24 protein-coding genes are annotated in these 26,104 nt (G+C 60.4%); 16 read left to right on the top strand and 8 right to left on the bottom strand.

Annotated features, from left to right (window positions below):
- Positions 1-17: 17 nt before the first annotated feature.
- From VWY34_RS20345 to VWY34_RS20335, 3 genes are all read left to right on the top strand, one after another.
- Positions 18-1,196, top strand: a complete 1,179-nt coding sequence (locus VWY34_RS20345; RefSeq protein ID WP_416548989.1) for an aminotransferase class I/II-fold pyridoxal phosphate-dependent enzyme — start codon at positions 18-20, stop codon at positions 1,194-1,196.
- A gap of 115 nt (positions 1,197-1,311) precedes the next feature.
- On the top strand, positions 1,312-4,446 hold the full coding sequence (locus VWY34_RS20340) for a DNA translocase FtsK (protein ID WP_416546583.1): 3,135 nt from the start codon (positions 1,312-1,314) through the stop codon (positions 4,444-4,446).
- 67 nt (positions 4,447-4,513) lie between these two features.
- Positions 4,514-5,101, top strand: a complete 588-nt coding sequence (locus tag VWY34_RS20335) for a LolA family protein (protein ID WP_340546931.1) — start codon at positions 4,514-4,516, stop codon at positions 5,099-5,101.
- Positions 5,102-5,177: 76 nt separating this feature from the next.
- Here VWY34_RS20335 and VWY34_RS20330 read toward each other — a convergent pair whose 3' ends face one another.
- The 3 genes from VWY34_RS20330 to VWY34_RS20320 form a co-directional block, all read right to left on the bottom strand.
- On the bottom strand, positions 5,178-5,765 hold the full coding sequence (locus VWY34_RS20330) for a transglycosylase SLT domain-containing protein (protein ID WP_340546932.1): 588 nt from the start codon (positions 5,763-5,765) through the stop codon (positions 5,178-5,180).
- Positions 5,766-5,892: 127 nt separating this feature from the next.
- Positions 5,893-6,681 (bottom strand): exodeoxyribonuclease III, encoded by a 789-nt coding sequence (locus VWY34_RS20325; protein ID WP_416546581.1) that lies wholly within the window; start codon positions 6,679-6,681, stop codon positions 5,893-5,895.
- 283 nt (positions 6,682-6,964) lie between these two features.
- Positions 6,965-7,651 carry a response regulator transcription factor gene (locus tag VWY34_RS20320; RefSeq protein WP_340546934.1) on the bottom strand — a complete coding sequence of 229 codons (687 nt, stop codon included), beginning with the start codon at positions 7,649-7,651 and terminating at the stop codon, positions 6,965-6,967.
- A 194-nt stretch (positions 7,652-7,845) separates the two neighbouring features.
- On the opposite strand from VWY34_RS20320, the gene ribA reads away from it, so the two are divergent.
- Positions 7,846-8,934, top strand: a complete 1,089-nt coding sequence (gene ribA, locus VWY34_RS20315; RefSeq protein ID WP_416546579.1) for a GTP cyclohydrolase II — start codon at positions 7,846-7,848, stop codon at positions 8,932-8,934.
- Positions 8,935-8,969: 35 nt separating this feature from the next.
- Positions 8,970-9,461, top strand: coding sequence for a L,D-transpeptidase family protein (locus VWY34_RS20310; protein WP_416534506.1), 492 nt, complete (start codon positions 8,970-8,972; stop codon positions 9,459-9,461).
- A gap of 19 nt (positions 9,462-9,480) precedes the next feature.
- Here the strand turns inward: VWY34_RS20310 and VWY34_RS20305 are convergent, their stop codons facing one another.
- Together VWY34_RS20305 and VWY34_RS20300 are read right to left on the bottom strand one after the other, a co-directional pair.
- Positions 9,481-10,137, bottom strand: coding sequence for a YggS family pyridoxal phosphate-dependent enzyme (locus tag VWY34_RS20305; RefSeq protein ID WP_416542620.1), 657 nt, complete (start codon positions 10,135-10,137; stop codon positions 9,481-9,483).
- A gap of 112 nt (positions 10,138-10,249) precedes the next feature.
- Positions 10,250-11,194, bottom strand: coding sequence for a porin (locus VWY34_RS20300; RefSeq protein WP_340546937.1), 945 nt, complete (start codon positions 11,192-11,194; stop codon positions 10,250-10,252).
- A gap of 280 nt (positions 11,195-11,474) precedes the next feature.
- Between VWY34_RS20300 and VWY34_RS20295 the strand changes: the two genes are divergently transcribed.
- The 5 genes from VWY34_RS20295 to VWY34_RS20275 all read left to right on the top strand — a co-directional run bounded on the left by VWY34_RS20295 (position 11,475) and on the right by VWY34_RS20275 (position 16,906).
- Positions 11,475-11,963 (top strand): DUF3576 domain-containing protein, encoded by a 489-nt coding sequence (locus tag VWY34_RS20295; RefSeq protein WP_340546938.1) that lies wholly within the window; start codon positions 11,475-11,477, stop codon positions 11,961-11,963.
- Between the two features lie 105 nt (positions 11,964-12,068).
- Entirely contained in the window at positions 12,069-14,642 is a 2,574-nt protein-coding gene (gene leuS / locus VWY34_RS20290) for a leucine--tRNA ligase (RefSeq protein ID WP_416546577.1), read from the top strand.
- Positions 14,629-15,171 (top strand): LPS assembly lipoprotein LptE, encoded by a 543-nt coding sequence (lptE, locus tag VWY34_RS20285; protein WP_416546575.1) that lies wholly within the window; start codon positions 14,629-14,631, stop codon positions 15,169-15,171. The genes leuS and lptE overlap by 14 nt, the downstream gene beginning before the upstream one ends.
- Positions 15,168-16,196 carry a DNA polymerase III subunit delta gene (gene holA, locus VWY34_RS20280; RefSeq protein WP_416546573.1) on the top strand — a complete coding sequence of 343 codons (1,029 nt, stop codon included), beginning with the start codon at positions 15,168-15,170 and terminating at the stop codon, positions 16,194-16,196. Before lptE ends, holA begins: the two co-directional genes overlap by 4 nt.
- Positions 16,197-16,315: 119 nt before the next feature.
- A complete protein-coding gene (locus VWY34_RS20275) occupies positions 16,316-16,906 on the top strand; it encodes a glutathione S-transferase family protein (RefSeq protein WP_416537670.1) in 591 nt (196 codons plus the stop codon).
- Here VWY34_RS20275 and VWY34_RS20270 read toward each other — a convergent pair.
- Positions 16,879-18,102, bottom strand: a complete 1,224-nt coding sequence (locus VWY34_RS20270; protein ID WP_416546571.1) for a TIGR03862 family flavoprotein — start codon at positions 18,100-18,102, stop codon at positions 16,879-16,881. The genes VWY34_RS20275 and VWY34_RS20270 overlap by 28 nt on opposite strands.
- A gap of 90 nt (positions 18,103-18,192) precedes the next feature.
- Here VWY34_RS20270 and VWY34_RS20265 point away from each other — a divergent pair, with 90 nt between their 5' ends.
- Positions 18,193-18,501: an HNH endonuclease gene (locus tag VWY34_RS20265; protein ID WP_416546569.1), complete on the top strand. Its 309-nt coding sequence runs from the start codon at positions 18,193-18,195 to the stop codon at positions 18,499-18,501.
- 11 nt (positions 18,502-18,512) lie between these two features.
- Here VWY34_RS20265 and VWY34_RS20260 read toward each other — a convergent pair whose 3' ends face one another.
- Together VWY34_RS20260 and VWY34_RS20255 are read right to left on the bottom strand one after the other, a co-directional pair.
- Positions 18,513-19,130 (bottom strand): enoyl-CoA hydratase/isomerase family protein, encoded by a 618-nt coding sequence (locus VWY34_RS20260; protein ID WP_416534460.1) that lies wholly within the window; start codon positions 19,128-19,130, stop codon positions 18,513-18,515.
- Positions 19,127-19,876: an SDR family oxidoreductase gene (locus VWY34_RS20255; RefSeq protein WP_416537712.1), complete on the bottom strand. Its 750-nt coding sequence runs from the start codon at positions 19,874-19,876 to the stop codon at positions 19,127-19,129. Before VWY34_RS20255 ends, VWY34_RS20260 begins: the two co-directional genes overlap by 4 nt.
- Positions 19,877-20,008: 132 nt before the next feature.
- On the opposite strand from VWY34_RS20255, the gene VWY34_RS20250 reads away from it, so the two are divergent.
- The 5 genes from VWY34_RS20250 to lpxK all read left to right on the top strand — a co-directional run bounded on the left by VWY34_RS20250 (position 20,009) and on the right by lpxK (position 26,009).
- Entirely contained in the window at positions 20,009-21,532 is a 1,524-nt protein-coding gene (locus VWY34_RS20250; RefSeq protein WP_416537672.1) for a DUF2125 domain-containing protein, read from the top strand.
- A gap of 123 nt (positions 21,533-21,655) precedes the next feature.
- Entirely contained in the window at positions 21,656-23,002 is a 1,347-nt protein-coding gene (locus tag VWY34_RS20245) for a TldD/PmbA family protein (RefSeq protein ID WP_416546567.1), read from the top strand.
- Positions 22,989-23,792: an inositol monophosphatase family protein gene (locus tag VWY34_RS20240; protein ID WP_340546949.1), complete on the top strand. Its 804-nt coding sequence runs from the start codon at positions 22,989-22,991 to the stop codon at positions 23,790-23,792. Before VWY34_RS20245 ends, VWY34_RS20240 begins: the two co-directional genes overlap by 14 nt.
- Positions 23,793-23,821: 29 nt before the next feature.
- Positions 23,822-25,018, top strand: a complete 1,197-nt coding sequence (locus tag VWY34_RS20235) for a 3-deoxy-D-manno-octulosonic acid transferase (protein ID WP_416546565.1) — start codon at positions 23,822-23,824, stop codon at positions 25,016-25,018.
- Entirely contained in the window at positions 25,005-26,009 is a 1,005-nt protein-coding gene (gene lpxK, locus VWY34_RS20230; protein ID WP_416546563.1) for a tetraacyldisaccharide 4'-kinase, read from the top strand. Before VWY34_RS20235 ends, lpxK begins: the two co-directional genes overlap by 14 nt.
- The last annotated feature ends 95 nt before the right edge of the window (positions 26,010-26,104 follow it).

Genomic DNA, 26,104 nt, shown 5'->3' with positions numbered 1-26,104 from the left:
GACCTGAGGCCAAACACATGAATTTTCCGGAGCGGTTTTCAAACCTGCCGCCATACGCGTTCCCGCGACTGCGGGCCCTGTTGGACCATCACACGCCGGGCGGCGATGTGGTGCATATGACCATTGGCGAACCCAAACATGATTTCCCGGCCTGGGTGACGGATGTGATCGTCGAAAAAGCCGCCGGCTTTCAGAGCTACCCTCCCAACGAGGGTAGCACCGAGCTGCGCGGCGCCATCAGCGACTGGATCAAGCGCCGCTATGATGTCAGCGTCGACCCAATGACACAGGTCATGGCGCTGAACGGCACCCGAGAAGGGCTCTACAATGCAGCGATGGCGCTCTGCCCGGAACAGAAAAACGGCCAGAAACCAGTCGTGCTGATCCCGAACCCCTTCTATCAGGTCTATATGGTTGCCTCGATCTCGGTTGCAGCAGAGCCGGTTTTTGTACCCGCGACGGCTGCGACGGGTCATCTGCCCGATTATAGCAGCCTGCCGCCCGAGGTGCTAAACCGCACTGCTGTCGCCTATATCTGTTCGCCCGCCAATCCGCAGGGTGCCGTAGCCAGCCGGGACTACTGGACCCGGCTTATCCAACTGGCCGAGCAGTATGATTTCCGCATCTTTGCCGATGAATGCTATTCTGAAATCTACCGGGATAGCGCACCGGTCGGTGCCCTGAGCGTCGCACAAGAAATGGGTGCGGACCCAGAACGGGTGGTGCTGTTCAATTCGCTCTCGAAGCGCTCCAATCTTGCTGGTCTCCGCTCGGGCCTCATCGTCGGCGGACCGGAAACGCTAAAGCGGGTGCATCAGCTGCGCGCCTATTCCGGCGCCCCGCTGCCCGCACCGCTACAGGCCGCTGCAGCCCGAGTTTGGGCGGATGAAGCGCATGTCGTGGAGAACCGCGCGCTTTATCAGGCAAAATACCGGATTGCGGATCAGGTTTTTGACGGGCTGGACGGTTACATGGCACCTGAGGCAGGATTTTTCCTCTGGCTACCGGTCGAGGACGGAGAGGCGGCGGCACTGAAACTGTGGCTGGACACCGGCGTACGGGTGCTGCCCGGATCTTATCTGGCCCAGGGCAACGGCACCAAGAACCCGGGCGCCGGTTATATTCGGGTGGCACTGGTCGCCCCCGCAGATCAGACCGAGGTAGCCCTGCGCAAATTGCGCAACTGCCTCTACTGATGACCCATTCGATGCGCCCCTTTCAACGAGCGGCGCCAAAATAAAAAAGTCATGGGGCCCAAACCCGCGCATAAGAAGCGGGACGCCCCGACGGACAAGATGAAACGAGGTAGGCATGGCATTTCAGACGCGCAGCCGCGATCCATTGCTGGACAGTAACATGCAGGCGGCCATCGAGAAGCGTGGCAAGGAACTGATTGGCGCACTGCTGATTGGCCTCGGCCTGATGGTTGCCCTGATGATCGGCAGCTATTCGGCAGATGATCCGAACTGGATGGTGTCGACTGACGCCCCGGTGCAGAATATGCTGGGTCGCACCGGGGCATCGCTGGCCTTCATTCTGATCACGCTCTTTGGCAAGGCCAGCTGGGCGATCGCGCTCTTCCTGACCGTCTGGGGTGGACGCTGCATCTTGCATCGCGGCGAAGACCGGTTCCTGTGGCCGCTGCTATTGTCGCTGCCCTGGCTGCTGCTGGTCTCCTTGCATCTGGAAACGCTGGTCCCATCCGACGCCTGGAAATCGGCGCATACCTTCGGTCTCGGCGGTATGATCGGATATACCTTTCTGGGGATGCTGTTGGCCCTGCTGCCAGTTGGGCTGATCTTTCTGGTCAAATTCCTCTCACTCCTCACCGCGCTTGGAATGTTGGGCCTGGGCGCCACTGTCCTCGGCTTTACCCGCGCTGAAGTCACCCGTGGTCTGCGGTTCGTATTGGTGGGTCTCATTCTGATCTACGGTGCGATCGCCGGTGTCCTTGGCCGGGGCGCAGCAAGCGGCATGCAGGCAGCGCTCAACTATCGAAGCCGCCGCGCCGAACGTACAGCAGCAGCGGTCGCGATGGCAGATGTCGTCGACAGCACCGAAACCGACCCGCAGATGTTCGAGCCGTTGGAGTTCGACGACGGACCCACAGCAGCGCCGCCGCTTGGTGCTCCGGTGCTTGGGCCGGCAGCCGCCCCTTATGGCCGGGTAGAACCGGCATTTGACATGCGCCACGAAGATGAGCCCGAACCGGTCAAGGAAAAGACTGGCCTGTTTGCCCGTGTGCCGAACCTCATCCGCCGGGCCGAACCAGTGATGCCCGAACCGGAACTTGTTGAACCCGTCCTGAGTGAGGCGAGCAGGGCAGCGGATCTGGACACCCTTCCCGGCGATGAGCGGATCGCCGAAAAAATTGCCAGTGCCGTACGCGTGCGCCGCGCTGCTGATGTGGCACCCGAAGTGGATTTCCCGCTGACCAAGGGCCGTGGACGTCGACCGGAACCCCTGATTTTTAACCCTAATCACAACGTCGAAGGTCTGCCGCCCGAACCACCGCTGACCGGTGCGTCGATGGACGCTATTGAGGCGGCGATGAGAACGGTACCGCCTGTTCCACCCGCACCAGAGGTCGGATATTCCCCCGATGCTGAGCCGCACCAGGGGTACGATAGTGCTGCATATGAGCATCCGGCGTCCGCTGGGTTCGTCGACCATGTCGCCTCCGAAGGGCTGCCAAGCGCTCCGACCCCAGACGCCAGCGGTGCGCAGGTTCTGCGCCGTACCGCAGAAAGCGCCGCCGCATCTCATGCGGCAGCGGCGACGGTCGCCCCGCCCGTAACGCCCCCTGTGACACTTCCGGTGGCAGAGCCACGTCGGGCTGTCGTGGAGCAGCCAGTCCGCAAGCCGCCGCAGCCATCGGCCCGCGCAAAGGCCGAAGCACAGCCTCCCTTGGCCTTTGAAGATGCCAGCAGTGATTTCGAATTGCCGCCGCTCTCGCTGCTGACCAGCCCGGCACAGATCGAACGCCACCACCTGAGTGACGAGGCGCTGGAAGAAAACGCGCGAATGCTGGAATCGGTATTGGATGACTATGGCGTCAAGGGTGACATCGTCTCGGTGCGCCCCGGTCCTGTTGTCACCATGTATGAACTGGAGCCGGCACCGGGTCTCAAGGCCAGCCGCGTGATCGGTCTGGCCGATGACATCGCACGCTCCATGTCCGCACTATCCGCGCGGGTCTCTACCGTGCCGGGTCGCACCGTGATCGGTATCGAACTGCCCAACGACAAGCGTGAAAAAGTTGTCCTTCGCGAAATTCTTGCGTCACGCGATTTTGGCGATGGCACCCATGCGCTGCCACTGGCGCTTGGCAAGGATATTGGCGGTGACAGCATGGTCGCCAATCTTGCGAAAATGCCTCACCTACTGATCGCAGGGACCACCGGCTCGGGTAAATCGGTGGCGATCAACACCATGATCCTGTCGCTGCTGTACAAGCTGACGCCCGAAGAATGCCGTCTGATCATGATCGACCCTAAGATGCTGGAACTCTCCGTATATGATGGCATTCCGCATCTTCTCTCGCCTGTGGTGACAGATCCGAAAAAGGCCGTCGTCGCCCTGAAATGGGTAGTCGGCGAAATGGAAGATCGCTATCGCAAGATGTCGAAAATGGGCGTGCGGAATATTGCGGGCTACAATGGCCGGGTGAAAGAAGCGCTTAACAAAGGCGAGATGTTCAGCCGCACCGTGCAAACCGGATTTGACGACGACACGGGCGAACCGGTCTTTGAAACCGAAGAATTCGCGCCCGAGGCGTTGCCCTATATTGTGGTCATCGTCGATGAGATGGCCGACCTGATGATGGTTGCGGGCAAGGAGATCGAGGCCTGCATCCAGCGTCTGGCGCAGATGGCCCGGGCATCGGGCATTCACCTGATCATGGCCACGCAACGGCCCTCGGTCGACGTGATCACCGGTACGATCAAGGCGAATTTCCCTACGCGGATTTCGTTCCAGGTGACCTCCAAGGTCGACAGCCGGACCATTCTCGGCGAAATGGGCGCCGAGCAGCTGCTGGGTATGGGCGACATGCTCTATATGGCGGGCGGCGCGAAGATAACCCGCTGCCACGGCCCGTTTGTGTCAGATGAAGAAGTCGAAGAGGTGGTCAACCACCTCAAGCAATTCGGACCGCCCGAATATATCGGCAATGTGCTTGACGGCCCGGATGACGATAAGGCCGACAATATTGATGCGGTGCTGGGTCTCTCTACCGGTGGCAATACCGATACCGAGGACGCGCTATACGATACGGCGGTACAGATCGTCATCAAGGATCGCAAATGCTCGACTTCCTATATCCAGCGAAAACTGGCCATCGGCTACAACAAGGCAGCACGTCTTGTTGAGCAGATGGAGGAAGAAGGGCTCGTCTCTCCTGCAAACCACGTCGGAAAAAGGGAAATTCTGGTTCCCGAGCAGTAGTCGTTTCACGGCGGGGCCAATTGGTCCCGCCTCTTCACATTTGCCAATGTCTCCCTATTTAGAAACCATGAAACAACTTGCCTACGCCCTAGCGCTGACGCTCTGTGCCCCGGCTGCATGGGCAGCCGAGAAACTGAGCCTGAACGACGTTTCGCAATATCTGAACGGGATCTCTACTGCGACAGCCCCGTTCAGCCAGATTAATGACGATGGTAGCCTCTCTACCGGCAAGCTTTATATGCACCGGCCCGGACGGATGCGGTTCGAATATGATCCACCCAACAAGGGGGTTGTGGTTGCAGGCGCGGGCGCTGTTCTGATTCAGGATCCGAAGTCAAACCAGCCGCCCGAGACCTATCCACTCAACCGGACGCCACTTTCGCTGATCCTGGCCCGCAATGTGAACCTGGGCCGCGCCAATATGGTGGTGGGTCACGGCTTCGATGGCACCTCCACGATTATCCGCGCGCAGGATCCTAAAAACCCGGAATATGGCAGTATCGAAATGATGTTCACCGACAACCCGGTTGAGCTGCGGAAATGGGTGATCCACGATGGTTCCGGCGGCAAGACCACGGTGATCCTTGGCGGGCTGCAAACCGGGGTCAAGCTGTCCTCCAAACTGTTCAACACCAGTTCAGCCCCGTCACGCTAATGAGTGGCGACGTCAGACATGAGACGCCCCGCCCGAACAATCGGACGGGGGGCTCTTGTCGTAATGATCGCAACAGTCAGCGTGCGCGGCGACAGGTGGCAAGCTGTGTCTGATACATCTCAGCCCGCGCCTGTACCTTGGCAGCAACCCGCAGCAGCCATGGTTTGGATCGGTAGGTTCCGCGGGCGAAACCGGTATGGCCATCATGGTAGGCTAGGTACTGGTTGCGCGCATCATAGAGCGACACACCGTTGCGGTCCCGCGTCTGGTTCATATACCAGCCCATGAAATCGGTGGCGTCCTTGATCCGGTTGCGCTTGGCGCCGCGGCGGCCGGCAGATTTGCGATAATCGTCCCAAGTGCCATCGAGCGCCTGACTGTAGCCATAAGCGCTGGACTGCCGCCCCATCGGGATCACCCCTAGCGCAAAGCGGTGCGGTGTGCGCGCGTCGGACCGGAAACGGCTTTCCTGATGGATGATGGCCATCTGCACATGCATGGGAACACCCCAGCGCTTCTCTGTGGCGCGGAACGCCTTCAGATACTCGGGCCGTTGCTTGATGATGCTGCACGCATTGTCGAGATTGCGCGGCGGTGAGCCACCGCCACCTCCGCAGGATGCCACGATCAGCAATAGGATCATGGCGCCTATGATTCTGCTCATTGCCTCTGCCTCTTGTAAATCACTGGGCGTATTTTGGCGGCAGTGTAGCTAATCACGAGCGGCGTGAAAATCACTATTCCGTGGCGCCGGCAACCTGTCCCGGACCAGCGCCACCGATCATCGGCGGTCAGAGGTCAAATGTCGCGAAGACAGGCGCATGGTCACTTGGTTTCTCCCATCCACGCGCATCCCGCATTACCCGACTGGAATGGGAGGAGTTTTTGATGTCGGAGCTGGCCCAGACATGGTCCAGTCGGCGCCCCTTGTCCGCCGCATCCCAATCCTTGGCACGGTAGCTCCACCAGCTGTAGAGCCGCCCATCCGGGATATCATTGCGGGTGACATCCGACCAGCCACCCGCCTCCATGACATCGGCGAAATGTTCGACCTCAATCGGAGTGTGGCTCACCACTTTCAGCAGCTTCTTGTGATCCCAGACGTCATCTTCGCGCGGCGCGATATTGAGGTCTCCGACAAGGATGGATTTCTCCGGCCGCTCAGAGTGAAACCAATCCCGCATATCAGTAAGATAGTCGAGCTTCTGGCCGAATTTCTCATTGACCTCGCGGTCAGGCACATCGCCGCCAGCGGGGACATAAAAGTTATGGATGGTAACGCCATTTTCGAGACGGCCCGCGATGTGGCGGGCATGGCCAAGACCGGCAAAATCCTTGTCACCGACATCCTCGATCGGCAGCCGGGAGAGAATTGCGACGCCGTTGTAACCCTTCTGGCCGCGGGCGATCATATGGCCGTAGCCCAGATCGGCAAATTGCTCCAAGGGAATCTTGTCGACCGGGCTCTTACACTCCTGCAGGCAGAGTACATCCGGCCCCTCCTCTGCCAACAGCTTGCAGACAATCGGCTCCCGCAGGCGAACCGAATTGATATTCCAGGTGGCTAGGGTAAACGACATCGCGCGCCTCTTTCTCAAATGTCTGTGCTGTTGGCCGGATACTGCCCGCTCTGGCGCGGTGATACCAGTGCACAAATGGCATCGGGAAAACGGCGAAATCATCGCCGTATCTTCATCATTCGCGCTGCTATGAACGAAAAAAAGCCGGGCACTAGGCCCGGCAGTCCAACAGGGAGGAACATGTCATTACCCGGACATGCACGGGATCTCTCGTCAGTGCCGTCGCACTTGTCTCAATGACCACCGTACCTCCCAGACCGGGCGATTCTGTGGCGCTGAGGTGTCAGATGGCCAGTTTGTAGCCACCTGACTCTGTGACTAGTATACGTGCATTTGACGGATCTGGTTCAATTTTTTGGCGAAGTCGGTAGATATGGGTTTCCAGCGTATGGGTTGTAACCCCGGCATTGTAGCCCCAGACCTCGTGCAGCAGCACATCGCGTTGCACAACCCCCTCGTTAGAGCGGTACAGGAATTTCAGGATGTTGGTTTCCTTCTCGGTAAGGCGGATCTTGCGATCGTCCTCGGTCAGAAGCAGTTTCATCGCCGGTTTGAACGTATAAGGACCAAGTGCAAATACGGCATCTTCGGATTGTTCATGCTGGCGCAGCTGCGCGCGGATCCGGGCCAGCAGGACCGGGAACTTGAACGGTTTGGTAACATAGTCATTCGCCCCGGCATCCAGCCCGAGGATCGTATCCGCATCGCTGTCATGCCCGGTCAGCATCAGAATCGGTGCTTTCACACCTTGTTTGCGCATCAGGCGGCAGAGTTCGCGGCCATCGGTATCGGGGAGGCCAACATCCAGGATGATCAGGTCATAAAGCGCCTCTTTTGCGCGCTCCATAGCTGTCTGACCGTTCTCGGCTTCGAACACGTCGAAGTCTTCGGTCATAACCAGCTGCTCGCTCAGGGCTTCGCGCAGATCTTCATCATCGTCTACAAGCAGAATTTTCTTCAGTTGGGCCATAACCTTGTCCTCCTGTGCCGTGCACAACAGATGCGCAGTCCGCCGCCCGATCACAAGTTATGCTGCAAGAGTTTCACGCCGACGTGTCCATGGGGCGGGAATTGTTTCACTTTCCCACAGTTTATGACTACTTAAATACTGTTCACCGCAGCGGTGCCGCGCCCCAAGACGTCAATGACCCACAGGATTTCCGCATGAGTCTGATGCCCACGATGATCGACCTACTGGCCCGCGCGCGGGTGGACCTGCGTATGGGATTGCCGGTCGTCCTGACCACGCCCGATCAGGCGGTATTGGCCGTCGCGGTCGAACCATTGGAGAGCACCCGACTGGCGAGCCTGCGCACGCTTGGCCCGCTGACATTGGCCGTGACAGCCCGGCGGGCGAGTACTCTGAAGGCCCGTGCCTATGATGGCGATGTTGCCCGCATCAGCGTTCCAAATTCAGCGGATCTGTCTTGGCTTCAGGCCGTTGCCGACCCCGCTGACGACCTGAGCACACCGATGAAGGGCCCGCTGCAAAGCGGTCGCGAAGGCAATGCAGAGCTGCACCGGTTGGCCATTGCCTTGGCCAAATCGGCCCGCCTGTTGCCTGCCGCGGTGGTTTGCCCCCTGCAACATCCCGCACAATTCGCCCAGAGCCATGGGCTGACAACCCTGCCGCTCGCCGCAGTTGCACCGCTGATGGTCGAAAGTTCGCCGCTTCATCCCGTCGCCGCAGCTCGTCTTCCAATCGCTGCAGCCGAAGCCGGGCGGCTGCACATCTTTCGCCCGGAAGATGGCGCGGAAGAACATTATGCCATCGAAATCGGCAAACCTGACCGTAGCCTTCCAGTCCTTGCCCGACTGCATTCCGCGTGTTTCACAGGCGATGTTCTTGGCTCGCTCAAATGCGATTGCGGCCCCCAGCTGCATGGAGCGCTGAACCAGATGGGCGCCGAAGGACAGGGCGTACTGCTCTACCTCAACCAAGAGGGGCGCGGCATTGGCCTTGCTAATAAAATGCGCGCATATTCCCTGCAAGATCAGGGGTTTGACACGGTTGAGGCCAATCATCGCCTTGGGTTCGAAGATGATGAGAGAGATTTCCGCCTAGGCTCCGCAATCCTGAAGGAGCTGGGCTTTTCTTCGGTGAGACTGCTGACCAACAACCCCAACAAGATTTCCATGATGGAAAAAACCGGTATCACAGTCACCGAACGGGTACCGCTGAAGGTCGGGGAGACCGCATTCAACCGCGAATATCTCGCAACAAAAGCCGCCAAATCCGGCCACATGCTATGATATCAGCCGTCCCGCGTGACCTGCGGTCAACCGATATGCTGCTCACCCCAAGGGGCCTGCGCTTTGCTGGACGCACCCTGCCCTGTTCAATCGGGCGCGGTGGGCTGAGTCCGAACAAGGTCGAGGGCGATGGTGCAACGCCAATCGGCTGCCATCTTGTCGTCGGTATGCTCTATCGACCGGACCGAATGGCACCACCAACCGATTGGGCTGAGCCGATCGGGCCCGGCGACCTGTGGTCCGACGCTTCCGACGCCGAGGATTACAACCAACACGTCCGCGCGCCATACTCCGACAGCCATGAAGCCCTCAGACGTGCTGACCCGTTGTATGATCTGGTCCTGGTCACGGATTGGAACTGGCCGGTTGCCGAGCCCGGCCGTGGGTCGGCAATCTTCCTGCATCAGTGGCGGCGCCCCGGCTTCCCGACCGAGGGCTGCATCGCTTTTTCGCGTCAGGATTTACACTGGCTGGCCAAACTTGTTCTGCCCGGTACACGCCTTGTGGTGCCACCGCTGGCGCGCTGAGACGTTGCCGCGCAGGCTATCAGAGCTCGTAAGCGCGCGCACCGAAGATGGCCGATCCAACACGCACATGGGTCGCGCCTAACGCAACAGCAGTTTCAAAATCACCACTCATGCCCATCGACAGGCCCGTTAGGCCATTCCTCTCTGCGATCTTGCGGAGAAGAGCAAAATGCAGGCTCGGTTCCTCAGCTGCGGGCGGAATACACATCAGACCTTCGAGGGGCAGATCCATATCCTGACATTCGCGGATGAAGGCATCTGCCTCACCCGGAGGGATCCCGGCTTTCTGCGGCTCCTCGCCGGTGTTGACCTGTACGAACAGCTTTGGACAATGGCCCAGTTCCTGCGCCAGCCGCGCGATGGTCTTGGCCAGTTTCGCGCGGTCAACAGTATGAATGTTCTGAAACAGATCCATCGCCTGCCGCGCCTTGTTGGTCTGCAGCGGGCCAATCAGGTGCAGATCCAGTTCCGAGTAGCGCGTCGAGAAGTCCGGCCATTTTCCGGCGGCTTCCTGCACACGATTCTCGCCAAAACAGCGATGCCCCTCTTCCAGAACCGCCGCGACCCTGTCGTTGGGTTGAACCTTGGATACCGCGATCAGCTGCACCGACCCTCGAGGGCGGCCAGCTTTTTCTTCGGCGGTATGAATGCGGGATTGGATCTCCTGAAGCGACATGGGGCAGTCTCACTATGGTCAGATGTTGCCGCAGACAAACACGGTTTCTGCACAAAAGAAAAGGGCGAGCTCGTAAGAGCCCGCCCCAAGAACCGTAGTGGTTCAGGTCAGCTTAGAAGCTGAACTGAGCACCGAAGTCGGCACGCATCTGGCCGTCGGCGCTGCCCACTTTGCTCTCGCCGATACCACCGCGCAGGGAGACACCGCCGCCCAGGTCGTGGATCACGCCCAGACCAACGTTGCGGGTGTCGCCGTCGCCGGAACCGTCGCCGTAAGCGAAGGTCAGGGTAGTTGCGGAGCTTACGTCGTAAGCAGCAGAGATACCGTAGAAGGTGTCGGACTGAGCAACGTTGCCCGCGATGGATTCATCACCAACCAGCAGGGTGCCGGAGAATGCGCCCCAGGTGCCGCCCAGCGACAGAACAACGATGTCGTCGTCGTCTGCTGCGCCGTTGTCGGTTTCACCGTATGCCAGAGCGGCAGTGATGTTGCCGAAGGTGTAAGCAGCGTGGATGTCGAAACGGTCGCCGTCGCCACCGTTTGCCGCCTGGTCGTAGGACGCAGCAACAGCGAAGTCACCAACTGCGTAACGAGCGTAAACGCCGTTCACGCCTGCGCCACCGGAGGAGTAACCAACGAAGTCGTAGTTAACGCCGGAGTACTGACCAACGAAGTTTTCCAGGCCCGGCTCGTTGCCGTAGTAGTTGGGCAGGTTGTCGATTGCGCCAGCAACGTTACCTACGTCAACACGCAGACCGCCGTACTCAACCGAGAAACGCGCGCCGTTCAGGCCAGCTGCGTTTGCTTCGCCGGAAGCTGCATCTTCGTCAGCCTGCATACGAACGCGAGCGGAGAACTTCACGCCTGCGTCGGTTTCAGCGGAGCCATCGATGTTCATGCGGAAACGGCTGACGATCACGGTGTCGGAAGTGCCACCAACGGTACGATCTTCAACGTAGCCGATACCAAAGCGGCCGTAGCCACCGAACGAAACGTCTGCTGCTGCAACACCAGCGGTGGCGACCAGCGCAGTCGAAGCGAAGAGAATCTTTTTCATGTTTTTCCCTCGGGTTTAAATGTCCAAGCTCAAACAGGCGCTGAGTGGCACAAGTCTGAGTACGCCCTCCGTTTCGCTCTTTTTGGGGTCGTTACGCAAGCTTGGGCGCAGGCGGCAAATCCTTTCGGCCCGAAGTTGATGCAACCATGTCACAGTATCTTAACCCGAGCGGCATCAACGGCTTCGCACAGAGAGAGTCTATTAAAGAATAGGCTTGTTGCCGCCCTATCGCTTGGCTAGGACTAGTCCGCAACCGGAATAGCAACGGATCTTGCCCATCATGCGCTGGCTCACGAAACTTGGACTCATCTCGCTTCTGGCTGTCACCGCCAGCTGTGGCGCATTCGGCGGCAAGAACCGCGGCGGCCCGTCGGCCTATAATGAAAACGTCATTGGCGGCAACCCGCGGAACCCGGAGAACATAGAAGGCACGACAATCTGGGATGCCTTCAAACCCACGAAGGCCGAACAGATTGTTCAGGTAAACCGTTACCTCTGGACCGCAACGCTGGATGTGCTGGACTTCCTGCCGCTGCAAACCGTCGAACCCTACACCGGTGTGATCGTCACAGGTTACGGTACTCCCCCGGGTGGCGGGCGCGCCTATCGCGCAACGGTTCATATCAAGGATCCCGCACTGGATGCCCGCTCGCTGAACGTGTCGCTTCAGACCCGCAACGGCCCGGTCAGCGCCAGTACAGCACGCGCGATCGAGGATGCGATTCTCTCTCGGGCCCGCCAGCTGCGCATCGCCGACCGCAAGCTTTAACCCGGCGCATCCCCCTCTTCAGCCCTCTGGAACAGGCGGGCAAACATCACTATCACAAGCGCCAGGCCCCAAACCTGGCGTTTTTATCTACGAAGGACAGCTCTGATGCCCCGTTATGTTGCCCCGGAAATCGAAGCGCGTTGGCAGGACGCATGGGAAAAAGCCGGGATCTTTCAGGCGAAACGCTCCGCTGACAAACCGAAGTATTACGTCTTGGAGATGTTCCCCTATCCATCGGGCAAACTGCACATGGGGCACGTGCGCAATTACACCATGGGCGATGTGATCGCGCGCTACAAACTGTCGACCGGCCATAACGTACTGCACCCGATGGGGTTTGATGCCTTTGGTATGCCCGCTGAAAACGCCGCGATGGCCAGCGGCGGTCACCCCAAGGACTGGACCTACGCGAATATCGACACGATGGTCGAACAGATGAAACCGCTGGGCCTTTCGCTGGATTGGTCGCGGATGTTCGCCACTTGCGACGAATCCTACTATGGCCAGCAGCAGGCTCTGTTCCTCGATTTCCTCGAAAAAGGTTTGGTCTACCGCAAAAATGCCGTGGTGAACTGGGATCCGGTCGACATGACCGTATTGGCGAACGAGCAGGTCGAAGGCGGCCGAGGCTGGCGCTCCGGCGCCTTGGTCGAGCGCCGCGAGCTGACGCAGTGGTTCTTCAAGATCTCCGATTATTCGGATGAGCTGCTGACCGCGCTGGACACTTTGGAGAACTGGCCCGCCAAGGTGCGTCTGATGCAGGAGAACTGGATCGGAAAATCCCGCGGCCTTCAGTTCAGCTTTACCCGCAGCGATGGCGGCGATCCGATCGAGGTTTACACAACCCGCCCCGATACGCTGAACGGCGCATCTTTCGTGGGCATCTCTCCCGATCACCCGATTGCCAAGGCGCTGGAAGCCGACTCGGAAGAAGTCGCCGCCTTTGTCGCCGAATGCCGCAAGGGGGGCACGACCGAAGAGGCCATCGAGACCGCCGAGAAGCTGGGCTATGACACCGGTATCCGCGTGAAGCATCCGCTGGATCCGAACTGGGAGCTGCCGGTCTGGATCGCGAACTTCATTCTGATGGACTACGGCACCGGCGCGATCTTTGCCTGCCCTGCACATGACCAGCGCGATTTCGAATTCGCGACCAAATACAGCCTGCCCATCATTCCGGTGTTCCAGAACCCTGAAGATGACAGCCCCTTGACCGAGGCCTATGTCCCGACCAAGGCCGAGAAGGTTCGCTATGTCAAAGGCTTCGCCGGTGCGGATGAGCAAACTGGTGAAGAGGCCGTAAATGCAGCCGTCGACAAGGCCGAACGCGAAGGCTGGGGTGCAGGTGTCACCAAATTCCGCCTGCGCGACTGGGGTCTGTCGCGCCAGCGCTACTGGGGTTGCCCGATTCCCGTGGTGCATTGCCCGGACTGCGGCGTGGTACCGGAGAAGAAGGAAAACCTGCCCATCGCGCTGCCCTATGACGAAGACGGCAAGGCGATTGACTTCTCGATCCCCGGCAACCCGCTGGATCGTCATCCCAGCTGGCGCAACTGTGCCTGCCCTGCCTGTGGCAAGCCTGCGCAGCGCGAAACCGACACAATGGATACCTTCGTTGATTCGTCGTGGTATTTCGCCCGTTTCACCGCGCCCGACGCCGAAACACCGACTCGGATGGAGGATGCCAACTACTGGATGAACGTCGATCAGTATATCGGCGGCGTCGAGCACGCGATTCTGCATCTGCTTTATTCGCGCTTCTTTGCCCGTGCCATGCAGATCTGCGGTCACCTGCCCGAGAAGGCCAAGGAACCCTTTGACGCGCTGTTCACTCAAGGCATGGTGACACATGCAATCTATGAAAACGCGGAACGCCGCACTGAGAATGACCGCCCGATCTACCACTACCCGGAAGAGGTCGAGGAGCGCGACGGTGCGGTTGTGGTCAAGGAAACCGGCGAAACGGTCAAGGTCATCCCCTCGGCCAAGATGTCGAAATCCAAAAACAACGTCGTCGATCCGCTGCACATCATCTCGTCTTATGGGGCGGATACGGCACGCTGGTTTGTGCTCTCCGACTCACCGCCTGAACGAGATGTGGAATGGACGGCCTCTGGCGCAGAAGCCGCGCATAAGCACCTGAACCGCGTCTGGAATCTCTGCGATCGCATCGGCGAGATGGACCCGAGCGCTGGCGGTGAGGGCGACGATGAGCTGCTGCGCGATATGCATAAGGCAATCCGCGATGTTACCCTCAGCATTGAAACCTTTGGTTTCAATGCGGCGATTGCGAAGCTCTACAGCTTCACCAACACCCTTGCCAAATCCAAGGCCGGGGCTGCCGCGCAGAAACAGGCGATCATGACACTGGCCCAGCTGATGTCTCCGATGACGCCGCATCTGGCTGAGGACATCTGGAACCATCAGGGGGGCAAAGGCCTGTGCGCAACTGCCCCTTGGCCAGTTGCGGATGAATCGATGCTGGTGGAAGACAGCGTCACCCTGCCGATTCAGGTCAACGGCAAACGCCGCGGTGAAATCACCGTTGCCAAGGACCTCGGCAAGGATGAGGTTGAAAAAATCGCACTCGCGCATGAAGCTGTGCAAAAGGCGCTGAATGGCGCCGCTCCTAAGAAGGTGATTGTCGTGCCGGGTCGGATTGTGAATGTCGTGGCGTAGGCCAAAATACCTCATCGCATTGGCCGCTTCTTTGTTGGTGGCGGCCTGCGGTTTCACTCCGGTTTACGCGCCCGGTGGCAGCGGATCCGTGCTTTATGGCGCGGTAAGGGTGCAAGCCCCGGAAACGCTGGGCGCTACGGATGATACCGACGCCTATTTCCTGGTCCAGAACCTCGAAAGCCGGTTGGGACGCGGGTCTGGTGCAGATTATGCGCTGGACCTGAAACTGCGCACCCGAAGCGAAGGTCAGGCGATCACTGCCGACAATGAAATCACCCGCTATTCCATCGTCGGGCAGGCAGCCTATGTGCTGACCCGGCAGTCAGATGGCACCATCGTCGCCAGTGGTGACGTCGAGAATTTCACCGGCTATTCCGCAACCGGAACCACTGTTGAAACTCTTGCCGGTGAACGTGATGCTCACCGGCGGCTCATGATGATCCTCGCGGATCAGATCACGACTGATCTGCTGAGCACGGCTGATCTCGGCCAGACCGGCGGGGGCCAGACCCCGGCTGCTTCCAAATGAAACTGAGCCCGCGCGAGGCGGACGGATATTTCGCCAAACCGGATCAGGCGAAGACAGGCCTGTTGATCTACGGCCCCGACGCCATGCGGGTGTCGTTGAAGCGACAGCAGATGCTGGCGGCACTCCTGGGACCAACCGCAGAAGAAGAGATGCGTCTGACGCGGATGTCCGCTGCGGATCTGCGCAAGGACGCAGCCCTGTTGATGGATGCGGTCAAGGCAGTAGGGTTCTTTCCCGGCATCCGCGCGGTATTTGTCGAAGAAGCCAATGACACCGCAGCACCAGCTATTATCGCAGCGCTTGAGGCCTGGCAGCCGGGCGACGCGCAGATTGTGGTGACGGCCGGACAATTGAAGGCAACGTCCAAGCTGCGCAAGGCTTTTGAAAGTCACCGGAACGCCTATGCCACGGGGATCTATGATGATCCGCCATCACGCAGCGAAATCGAACGTATCCTGACCGAAGCCCGGATCCGTGACGTCCCTGTGGACAGTATGTCTGCGCTGGTCGATATCGCGAATGATATTGGACCCGGTGATTTCTCCCGCATGGTTGAGAAACTTGCACTCTACAAATACGAGGACAGCACGCAGCTGACGCTCGAAGACATTCAGGCGATCGCGCCGCAATCCACCGAAGCTGCAGTCGATGACATGCTCAATATCGTGGCAGAGGGGCGCGGTGCCGAAATTGGCCCGCTCATGGGTCGCCTGCAGGCACAGGGCACCAACGCCGTAACGCTTTGCATCGGCGCGACCCGGCATTTTCGGACCCTCTACACAATTGCCTCCGATCCCGGAGGTCCAGCACAGGGCATCGGGCGCTTGCGGCCGCCGGCCTACGGAAAACGTCGCGACCGGCTTCTGCGACAGGCCCAGAGCTGGGGCGCTTTCAAACTTGAAACTGCGCTGACCCTTCTGACCGATACCGATCTACAGCTGCGCTCAGCCGGACAGACCGCACCGGCTCTTGCGTTGATGGAACGCGCCTTGATCCAACTGGCGCGTCTCAGCCGCGTCGGATGAGCCCTTGGCTGTCGGGCGGGTCCAGACGCTGCGTCCAGATCACGGCTGCTTGAGAATGGCTTGACCCCACAGCCGGAACCCGGTTCCGTTTCGGACAGAAACCGCAGGGAGATATCGAAATGTACACCGTTATCGGCAAACAGCTGACCCGCAGTTACCGCGTGCTTTGGGCGCTTGAGGAAATGGGCCAGCCCTATGAGCTGAACCCGGCCTCTCCGCAAAGCGAGGAGGTTCTGGCCCTCAACGCCTCCGGCAAGGTCCCTGTGTTCAAGGACGGGGACGATGTGATCACCGATTCGACAGCGATCATTACCTATCTGGCGGACAAGCACGGGCAATTGACCGCCCCTGCCGGCACGATTGCGCGAGCAAAGCAGGATGCAATGACACATCTTCTTCTGGACGAGCTGGACGCTTTGCTGTGGACCGGGGCGCGCCACAGTTTCATTCTGCCCGAAGACAAACGAGTGCCCGAGGTCAAAGACAGTCTGAAGTGGGAATTTTCCCGCAATCTCGCGCGGCTTGAAAACATGATGGCTGGTCCATTTCTGATGGGCGAGGAGTTCACCATACCTGACATCATCTGCACCCATTGCCTGAACTGGGCCTATAGCGCCAAGTTCCCAATCGAGAGCGAACTCCTTCTGGCCTATAGCAAGCGCATGCGCGCACGTCCCGCCTTTCAGGCGGTAGCAGCATCGGTGGCGTAACTACCGGCCAGATAGTCAACGGCTGACCGCCCCGCCCAACGCCCTGTCGCCAGGCAGGCGGTCAGCAGATACCCTCCCGTTGGGGCTTCCCAGTCGAGCATTTCCCCGGCGCAGAACACGCCGGAACGCGCATGCAACATCAATCCTGAATCAACAGCCCGGGCCTGAACACCGCCAGCGGTGGAAATCGCCTCATCCATCGGCCTCAGCCCGGCATGGCGGATCGGCACAGCCTTCACCAGCCGGGCCAGCGTCTCGGGCTCCGCTGGTAATGGCCGCGCGAATTCCTGCATCACCGCCAGACGCGGCGGTGTCAGTTTCAGTACCTTGCGCAGATGGGTCGACAAACTGGATTTGCCGCGCGGGCGGGTCAGACGTGCGATGACCTGATCCAGCGACAGATCGGGCAGCAGATCCATATGCAGCGCTGCGCCCTCGCGCACAGCGGCGCAGACCATATAGACCCCTCCCCCTTCGAGCCCTTGCCGGGAGATCACCGCCTCACCACGGGTGCGAACCGCACCGGCGCATAATGCGATACCCTTTAGTGGTGCGCCAAAATGCTGGGCCATGTGATCTGACCAAGGGATCAAGAGCCCGGCATTGGCGGGCTGGAAGGGTGCAAGCGGCACAGCGTCGGCGGCCAGTGTCTCTGCCCAGCGGCCGTCGGATCCCAGTCGTGCCCAGCTGGCGCCCCCCATGGCCAGAACTGTCGCCCCGGCCGTGACCTGCCGCAGGCCGTCCGGTGTGTCGAACTGCAGAGCGTCACCTTGCCACCCCAGCCAGCGCCAGCGGGTGCGGCGCTCCACCCCGTATCCGTCCAACCGGGCCAGCCACGCCCGCAGCAGCGGAGAGGCTTTCATTTCGCTGGGGAAAACCCGTCCTGTGGTGCCCGTGAACAAGGTGCTGCCCAACCCCGTCGCCCAATCCATCACCTCTGCCGCATCACATTCCGCGATCATCGGCGCCAGCCAGTCCGCCGCCGCGCCGTAGTGGCTGAGCAGCATCGAACGTGGTTCGTCTTTCGTCAGGTTGAGGCCCGATTTACCGGCCATCAGGAATTTTCGGGCAACCGACGGTTTGGCATCAACTATAAGCGTCCGGTGACCAGCTGCCCCGAGCTCTTCGGCAGCCCGCAAACCCGCAGGTCCAGCACCGATGATCACGGCGTCCCAGTTTTCCAGTTCCTGTCCCAAATAGACGGTTCCTTGCGCGCTTGCCCTTGCCGATGACCGACACAGGCGCATGTCCTACGGTTGAACCAGCCATACTCAGAGACTGCGCCAATGTCACCGTCTGCCGACGCCGATCCCATATGCCCGCTGTGCCACCGTCCGATCCCAAGAGAGGTCGCACAAAGCCTGCATCACCTGATCCCCAAGCCGAAGGGCGGTAAGGGCGGACCAACGGTTTTGCTGCATCACATCTGCCACAAGGAAATCCATTCAGCACTCAGCGAAGCGGAACTGGCGCGGTCCTTCCATACGGTCGAAGCCTTGCGCCAACATCCCCGGCTGGCAAAATTCATCGCCTGGGTGCAAAAACGCCCGCCGTCCTTTCAGTCGCGGGTACCGGGAGGACGGCGGAAACGCTGACTAGCCGGCGTTTAGACTCGTGTGCAATCGGACAGGATCGCCTGCGCCATATCCATCTCGGCGGCGAGGCTATCCGCCATCAGGTCACGGGCTGTCTCCATCAAGTCCTCAGGCTGCACAATCCGGTCTATCAACCCAAACTGCTGCGCCTCCTCGGCGGAGATCTTCTGTCCAGCGGCCAGGATCAGCTTCGTGCGCGCCGGACCGATCAACGCCGACATGCGCCGCGCGTCAGAGGGTTGCGGGCGGTAGCCAAGCTTCATGACCGGGTAAAACACCTTCGCAGTTGGCACGGCGATTCGCAGATCGCAGGCCAGTGCCATCCCATTTGCCCCGCCCGCCAAAGTGCCGTTCAACGCCGTAATGGTAAGACAGGGAAGGTCGGCAATGGCTCCCGACAGCTGCTCCCACAATGGCGATGTGGCAAGACCGGCCCGCGCCGCATCCAGATCCGCACCGGCGCTGAAAACACGGCCAGCCCCCGTGATGATCAGCCCACGCGCGCCCTGCGCGCGGGCCGCGATATCGCAGAGCTGCTCCAGCATTTGAACGGTCAATGCGTTGGCCTTGTCCGGCCGGTTCAAGGTGACCGTCCAAAGACCGTCCTCTCCGATGTCGAGGTCGATCATGTCAGGCCGACCTGCTTGCGGATGCCCTCATCACGCAACGAGATTTCGGTTCCGACCAGGTCGTCCGCCGCCGCGCTGCACATCCACAGCAGAGCCCGTGCCGGCCACTCGGCCGGAATATGATCTGACCAATCCAACCGGCTGACCGGATTGACGCCGCTGGCCTTGATCACCCGCTGCATTTCCGTTGCTACGGTGCCCGGAGACAGCCCCATGGCGCGAATCCCATTTGCCGCTTCTTCATGATGCAGGGACCGGGTCAGCATTGCGGCAGCCGCCTTGGAGGCGCAATAGGCACTCCAGCCTTCCACCGGGTTATGCGCAGCACCCGAGCTGACGGTCAGGACTGTTCCACCACCCGCTGCTTTCATCCCCGGCAGGACCGCACGCATTCCGTTGAATACACCATTCACATTGATGTCGATCAGCCGGGCCCAGTCGCCAGGATCGGCCGCTTCAAGACGGGCAATCGGATCGACCACACCGGCATTGTTGATCAGTATATCAATCCGCCCAAACTGCGCCTCGGTTTGCGCGACAGCGGCCGCTACAGCCTGGTAGTCGGCCACGTCACAGGCGAAGGTCAGCACCTTTCCGCCGATCTCTTTTGCCAGCTCGGCGAGGCTGTCTTCACTCCTTGCCAGCAAGGCCACATTGGCCCCGGCAGCGGCAAACACACGGGCCGTATCGGCACCGATACCCCGGCTCGCGCCGGTTATCACAACTGTCTTGCCCTTGATCTCCATACTATTAATCTCCAAATCCCTGTTTTGAAATGTGGTAGACTGGTTAGGGGGAACGGTCCAGTGGGATGCCCCCTTGACCCGGCACCTCCTCCGGCCAACCATGGCGCAAAATAGACCACGAAAGGTATACTTATGTCCGTTTTCCTCGCCCGCAGCAGCGGTGTTGCGATTGTTATGGCGTTTTCTGCGCAGGCGGCCCTGGCAGATGTAACGGCAAAAGATGTCTGGTCGGACTGGAAGTCCTACATGACGGCCACCGGTTATACGGTGAATGGCACCGAGACTATGTCCGGCGATACGCTGACCGTCTCTGACATCTCTATGGCCATGCCAATCATGGAGGAAAACACCAGCGGCACGCTGACCCTCCCCGACATCAAGTTCGTCGAAAACGGTGATGGCACAGTCAATATCATGCTGCCCGCAGACATGCCGATGATGTTCAAAATGGACGGCCCAGAGGGTGTCGCCAGCGGGACCATTGTTTACACCCACGACGGCAGCCCGATGCTGGTTTCCGGCGACGCGGATGAGATGACCTATGATTATGCCAGCAGCTTGATGAAAATCTCGCTGACGGATCTGAAGATCCCGGACGAAGACATCCCTGCCGAAACCGTACAGCTGACCATGACGCTGGCGGATGTTGTGACAAAAACGGTCATGACCAACTCTGACGTCCGCGCCTACAACCAGACAATGACCAGTGAATCGCTGAACTTTGACGCGACGATCAAGGTGCCTGAAACCAACGATGGCGGCTCTTTCAAAGGGGCGATGCAGGGTGTGCGCTTCGCGGGCACGACAATTGTTCCCGAAGGGCTGGAAACCAACGATATGGCGGCGCTGCTGCGCGGTGGCTTCAACGCCGAAGGTACATTTGACTTTGTAAGTGGCAACAGCGCAATCAGCGGCCAGGATGGTACCGATACCTTTGCGCTGGATAGCAACTCCGAAGGCGGAGCAATTGGCTTCAGCATGGGTCTCGACGGATTGACCTATGACGTCAAACAGAACCGGACCGAAACCAATATCACCAGCTCGGACCTGCCGTTCCCGCTGGCGCTGTCCATGGCCGAAGCCGCCTTCAAACTGACCATGCCGATTGCTCAATCCGACGAAGAGCAGGATTTCGCCCTCGGTGTGTTGCTGCGCGACTTTGACGTGCCGGAAATGCTCTGGGGTATGGTGGATCCCACCGGTGCCCTGCCTCACGATCCCGCAACCGTTGCACTGGATCTGGCAGGCAAGGCAAAACTGGCCTTCGATTTCTTTGACCCGAAAGCCATGGCTGAGGTGGAAAACGGCGAACAGGCGCCGGGTGAGCTGCACGCGCTGACCGTCAACGCGCTCGAAGTCTCCGTAGCAGGCGCAAAACTGACCGGCACCGGGGATTTTGCCTTCAACAATGACGATCTGGAAAGCTTCGACGGCATGCCGGCACCTTCTGGTGAGGCAAACCTGACGCTGACGGGCGCCAACACGCTGCTGGACAAGCTGATCGGAATGGGTCTGGTTTCGGACAGCGACGCCATGGGCGCGCGCATGATGATGGGCATGCTGGCGGTTCCCGGCGATGGCGAGGACACGCTGACCTCCAAGATCGAAGTGTCAGAGGATGGTCAGATCAAGGCCAACGGCCAGCGCATCAAGTAACCACAGCACCTGACTGACTGGATGATCGGGGCCGCAAATTGCGGCCCCTTTTTTTGTCTGCGCCCTTGCAGCCTCTCGCTGCGCTGGCTAGCTCTAGGTGATGTTCAACCCATGTAGGTGCCCATGACCCAGACCCCCGAAAGCCTAAGCCACGCTCTTCTTGATGCCGCCCGCAAGGCGGGGGCCGATGCCGCCGACGCGATGGTGGCAGAAGGCAGCTCTCTCTCCATCGAAGTGCGTCAGGGCACGCTGGAACATGCCGAGCGGTCCGAAGGGGTGGATCTGGGCCTGCGGGTCTTTGTCGGGCAACGTCAGGCCTGCGTTTCGGCCTCGGACATGCGGGACGAAACCCTGACGGCCATGGCGGAACGCGCTGTCGCCATGGCACGCGAGGCCCCCGAGGACCCCTATGCCGGTCTGGCCGAACCGCACCAGCTTGCGCAGAATTGGGATCTCGCCGCGCTGGAGCTCTTTGATCCCAGCGACGAACCGGCCCCTGCCACCTTGCAAGAGGATGCACTGGCGGCTGAGGCGGCTGGCCTCGGCGTTTCGGGGGTAACCCAGGTACAATCTGCGGCGGCCGGATACGGCAGCCATAAGGTCCATATGGCCGCGACCAACGGGTTTTCCGGTGGCTACCAACGCAGCAGCCGCTCGATCTCCTGTACCGCCATCGCAGGAAGCGGAACCGGCATGGAACGTGACTATGACGGCGACTCCCGAACCTTCCAGGCAGATCTGCGGCCGGCTGATGACATCGGACGACAGGCTGGTGAGCGCGCAGTCGAACGGCTGGGCGCTCGCAAACCGGAAACCGGCAGCTACCCGGTTTTGTTCGACGAACGCGTCTCGTCCTCTCTGATCGGCCATCTTTTGGCTGCGGTGAACGGTGCGAGCATCGCCCGCGGGTCCTCCTGGCTGAAGGACGCTCTGGGAGATCAGATTCTGCCGACGCATCTGAGCGTCACGGAAGATCCCTTTCGCCCCCGGATTGCCGGATCGCGTCCTTTCGATGGCGAAGGCCTGCCGACGCAGCGCCGCGCCATTATCGACAACGGGATGCTGACCGGCTGGACGCTCGATCTCGCATCGGCCCGCAAGCTGGAAATGCAAAGCACTGGCAACGCGGCACGCGGTGTCGGCTCGGTGCCATCCCCATCGCAGTGGAATATCGCGCTGACCCAAGGTCCCGATAGCCGCGCCGATCTGATTGCCAATATGGGCACCGGCCTTCTGGTCACGTCGATGATTGGATCCACCATCAACCCGAATACCGGCGATTATTCTCGCGGGGCCGCCGGTTTCTGGGTGGAAAACGGTGAGATTGCCTATCCCGTCAATGAATGCACGATTGCAGGCAATCTGCGCGACATGCTGCGCGGTATTGTTCCAGCCAATGACGCGCGAACCGATCTGTCCCGCATTGTGCCCTCGTTGCTGGTCGAGGGGATGACCCTTGCCGGAAACTGATCTTTCCCTGCTGATCCGCGCAGCAGAGCAGGCAGGCGATATCGCCTGTCGCTACTCTGGGCCCGAAGCGCAGAAATGGGAGAAACCAGACGGTGGCGGGCCAGTGACGGAAGCTGATATCGCCGTCAACGAGCTGCTTGCCGACGTGCTGCCCGGCGCCCGCCCGGATTATGGCTGGCTGTCTGAAGAAAGCGAAGACACCAGCACACGTCTGAACCGTGAAAAGATCTTTATCGTCGATCCTATCGACGGCACCCGCAGTTTCGCCGAAGGATCTCGGACCTGGGCCCATTCGCTGGCGGTTGCGCATAACAGGACGATCACGGCGGCAGTCATCTACCTGCCCCAGCGCGAGCTGATGTATTGCGCAGCACTTGGACAAGGCGCGACCTGCAATGGCACAGCAGTCGAGGTTTCCCGACAGGATGACCTCAACGCCGCAAATGTTCTGGCGGCAAGACCGCTGCAGGACCCCGAACACTGGCACAATGGCATTGTACCCGCGTTCAATCGCAGTCATCGCCCTTCGCTTGCCTACCGAATGGCGCGGGTCGCGGATGCGGGCTTTGATGCCATGCTGACCCTGCGCCCCAGTTGGGAATGGGACATCGCAGCGGGTGACCTGATCCTGCGCGAGGCCGGAGGGCTGTGCAGCGACAGGTTCGGCGTCGGCTTGCGGTTCAACAACCCTCACCCTACGCTCAACGGCGTTGTCGCTGCGCCGCCGCGACTGCACGAACAACTGATTGCCGCGCTCGATCCGAAGGGTCCCGGCCTTCGCCCGCTCTGACAGCCGCGCGCAGCAGGAAAACCGTAGCCATGTCGAGACCTTCCGCCGCATCCGACCGCAGCCTCCGCTGGCCTGCCCGTCCCGCAGGCGAAGTGCTGTGGATCCACGCTTCCACGACAGAGCGCTACATGGCTCTCGGCGATGTCGGGAACCGTATGAAATCGCTTCGACCCGATCTGTCTGTTTTGGTGACGTGGAGCCGCGACATCACGAACAGGCCACTGGTCGAGGGCTGCGACCTCGCTGCGGGACCACCGCCAGATGACACCCCGGCCGACGTGCGGATGTTTCTCGATCACTGGCGCCCCGATCTGCTTATCTGGACGGGGGGAGACCTCCGTCGTGGACTGATGCGCCAGATGAGCGAACGTCAGATCGACAGCCTACTGGTTGATATCGAAGCGAGAGAATTACCCGATCGCACCAGTCGTTGGTTGCCGGACCAGCGCCGTCGGCTTTTCGACCGCTTCAGCGAAATCATGACCCCGTCGGATGAGGCCCGAGCGCAGATGCTCCGGCTCGGTGTCGCTGCAGATCGGATCCAACAGACCAATCCCCTGCGGTTGTCCGCCACGCCCCCTGGCTGCAACAGCGATGAGCTTACCCATATGCAGGCCCAGCTGGGGAGCCGTCCGGTCTGGTTCTCTGCGCAGACCGAGCTGGGTGATCTACCAACCATCCTGACGGCACATCGCAGCGTACTGCGGCTTTTGCATCGGTTGCTTCTGGTAATCGCGATCCGCGATGAACAGGACCTCGCAGAGGCCCGCGATGCGATCATCGCCAGCGGCCTGCAGCTGGCCGATTGGGACAGCGGCGAAGAGCCTGATGAATACACCCAAGTCCTGCTCAGCTCTTCCGAAGACACCGGTCTCTGGTACCGGCTTTCGCCGCTGTGTCTGCTGGCCGGCAGTCTGCCCCGCCACGCAAGCGGACAGAACCCGCTGGATGCCGCAGCACTCGGGTCGGCGATCCTGCATGGGCCGGGTCTTGGCACATATGCCGCCTTATATGAGCGGCTGACAGAGGTTGGTGCCGCGCTGAAAATCAACGATGCCGAAGATCTCGCGCAGGGCGTGCTCAGCCTGTCGGCCCCTGATCGGGCGGCGGAGATGGCGCTTGCCGGCTGGCAGATCGTCACAGAAGGCGCCGATATGACCGACCACCTTATGGATCGCGTCCAGGAGTTGCTGGACAAGCGAGAGGACCGATATGAAAGCTCCTGACTTCTGGCACAAGCCCGCCGGAGACTTCGATATTCGCAAGACCTTGCTGGCGCCGCTTGGCCGGATCTACGCATATGCCACCGCCAGACGCCTGGCGCAGGGCGCCGCGCTACGGGTGGCTGTTCCGGTGATCTGTGTCGGCAACATCAACGCCGGTGGCACCGGCAAGACGCCAACGGTCATTTGGTTTCTCGAACGGCTCAGGGATATGGGGCATGAGCCACATGTGGTGACCCGTGGCTATGGTGGCTCTCTGCCCGGTCCTGTGCAGGTCGATCCGGGCCGTCATCGCGCCAGTCAGGTTGGCGACGAACCCCTGCTCCTGGCGGCCTTTGGAGAGGTCTGGAAAGCTGAGGATCGCGCCGCTGGTGCGCAGGCGGCTGCCGCGGCTGGTGCCACAGTCATACTGCTCGATGACGGCTTCCAGAACCCGAGTGTTCACAAGGATCTTTCCGTGGTCGTCGTCGACGCGGAGCGTGGGTTTGGCAATGGCCATTGCCTGCCCGCCGGTCCACTGCGTGAGCCGGTGGCGACGGGCCTTGCGCGCGCCGATCTGGTATTGTCGCTGGGCCGACCCGAGGCGCAGGCACGGTTCCAGTCAGCCTGGAGCGATGCCCTGACGACATGCCCACATTACTCCGGCGCACTGGAGCCTTTGAAAACCGGAATGCCCTGGCAGGGGACGCCGGTGCTGGCATTCGCAGGAATTGGTCATCCACGGAAATTCTTCGAGACGCTGCGTGACCTTGGCGCGGATCTGCGCCGTAGTGAAGCGTTGGACGATCATCAACCCCTGTCCACTGCCCTGATGTCCCGGCTGGAAACCGAAGCCAAGCTGATCGGTGCCCAGATGGTCACCACCGAAAAAGACGCGGTCCGGCTGCCGGAGAGTTTTCGCAACAAGGTGATCACGCTACCGGTGCGCCTGCAGATCGACAAGGATGACGCGCTTCTGGCCCAAATCCGCAAGGTCGCTCCACCGCCTCCATAACACTCGGGCAAGAAGACGCGGTGCACTCTCATCCAGTCTGGCAGCAGATTGCAAAAAACCCGCCGCGGTCACCGGGCGGGTTTTCCTATCTGCAT

The sequence above is a fragment of the Phaeobacter sp. JH20_02 genome (assembly GCF_048056915.1).
In the GTDB taxonomy this organism is placed as follows: Bacteria; Pseudomonadota; Alphaproteobacteria; order Rhodobacterales; family Rhodobacteraceae; genus Phaeobacter; species Phaeobacter bryozoorum.
This window is presented reverse-complemented; position numbering and strand designations above follow the sequence as displayed.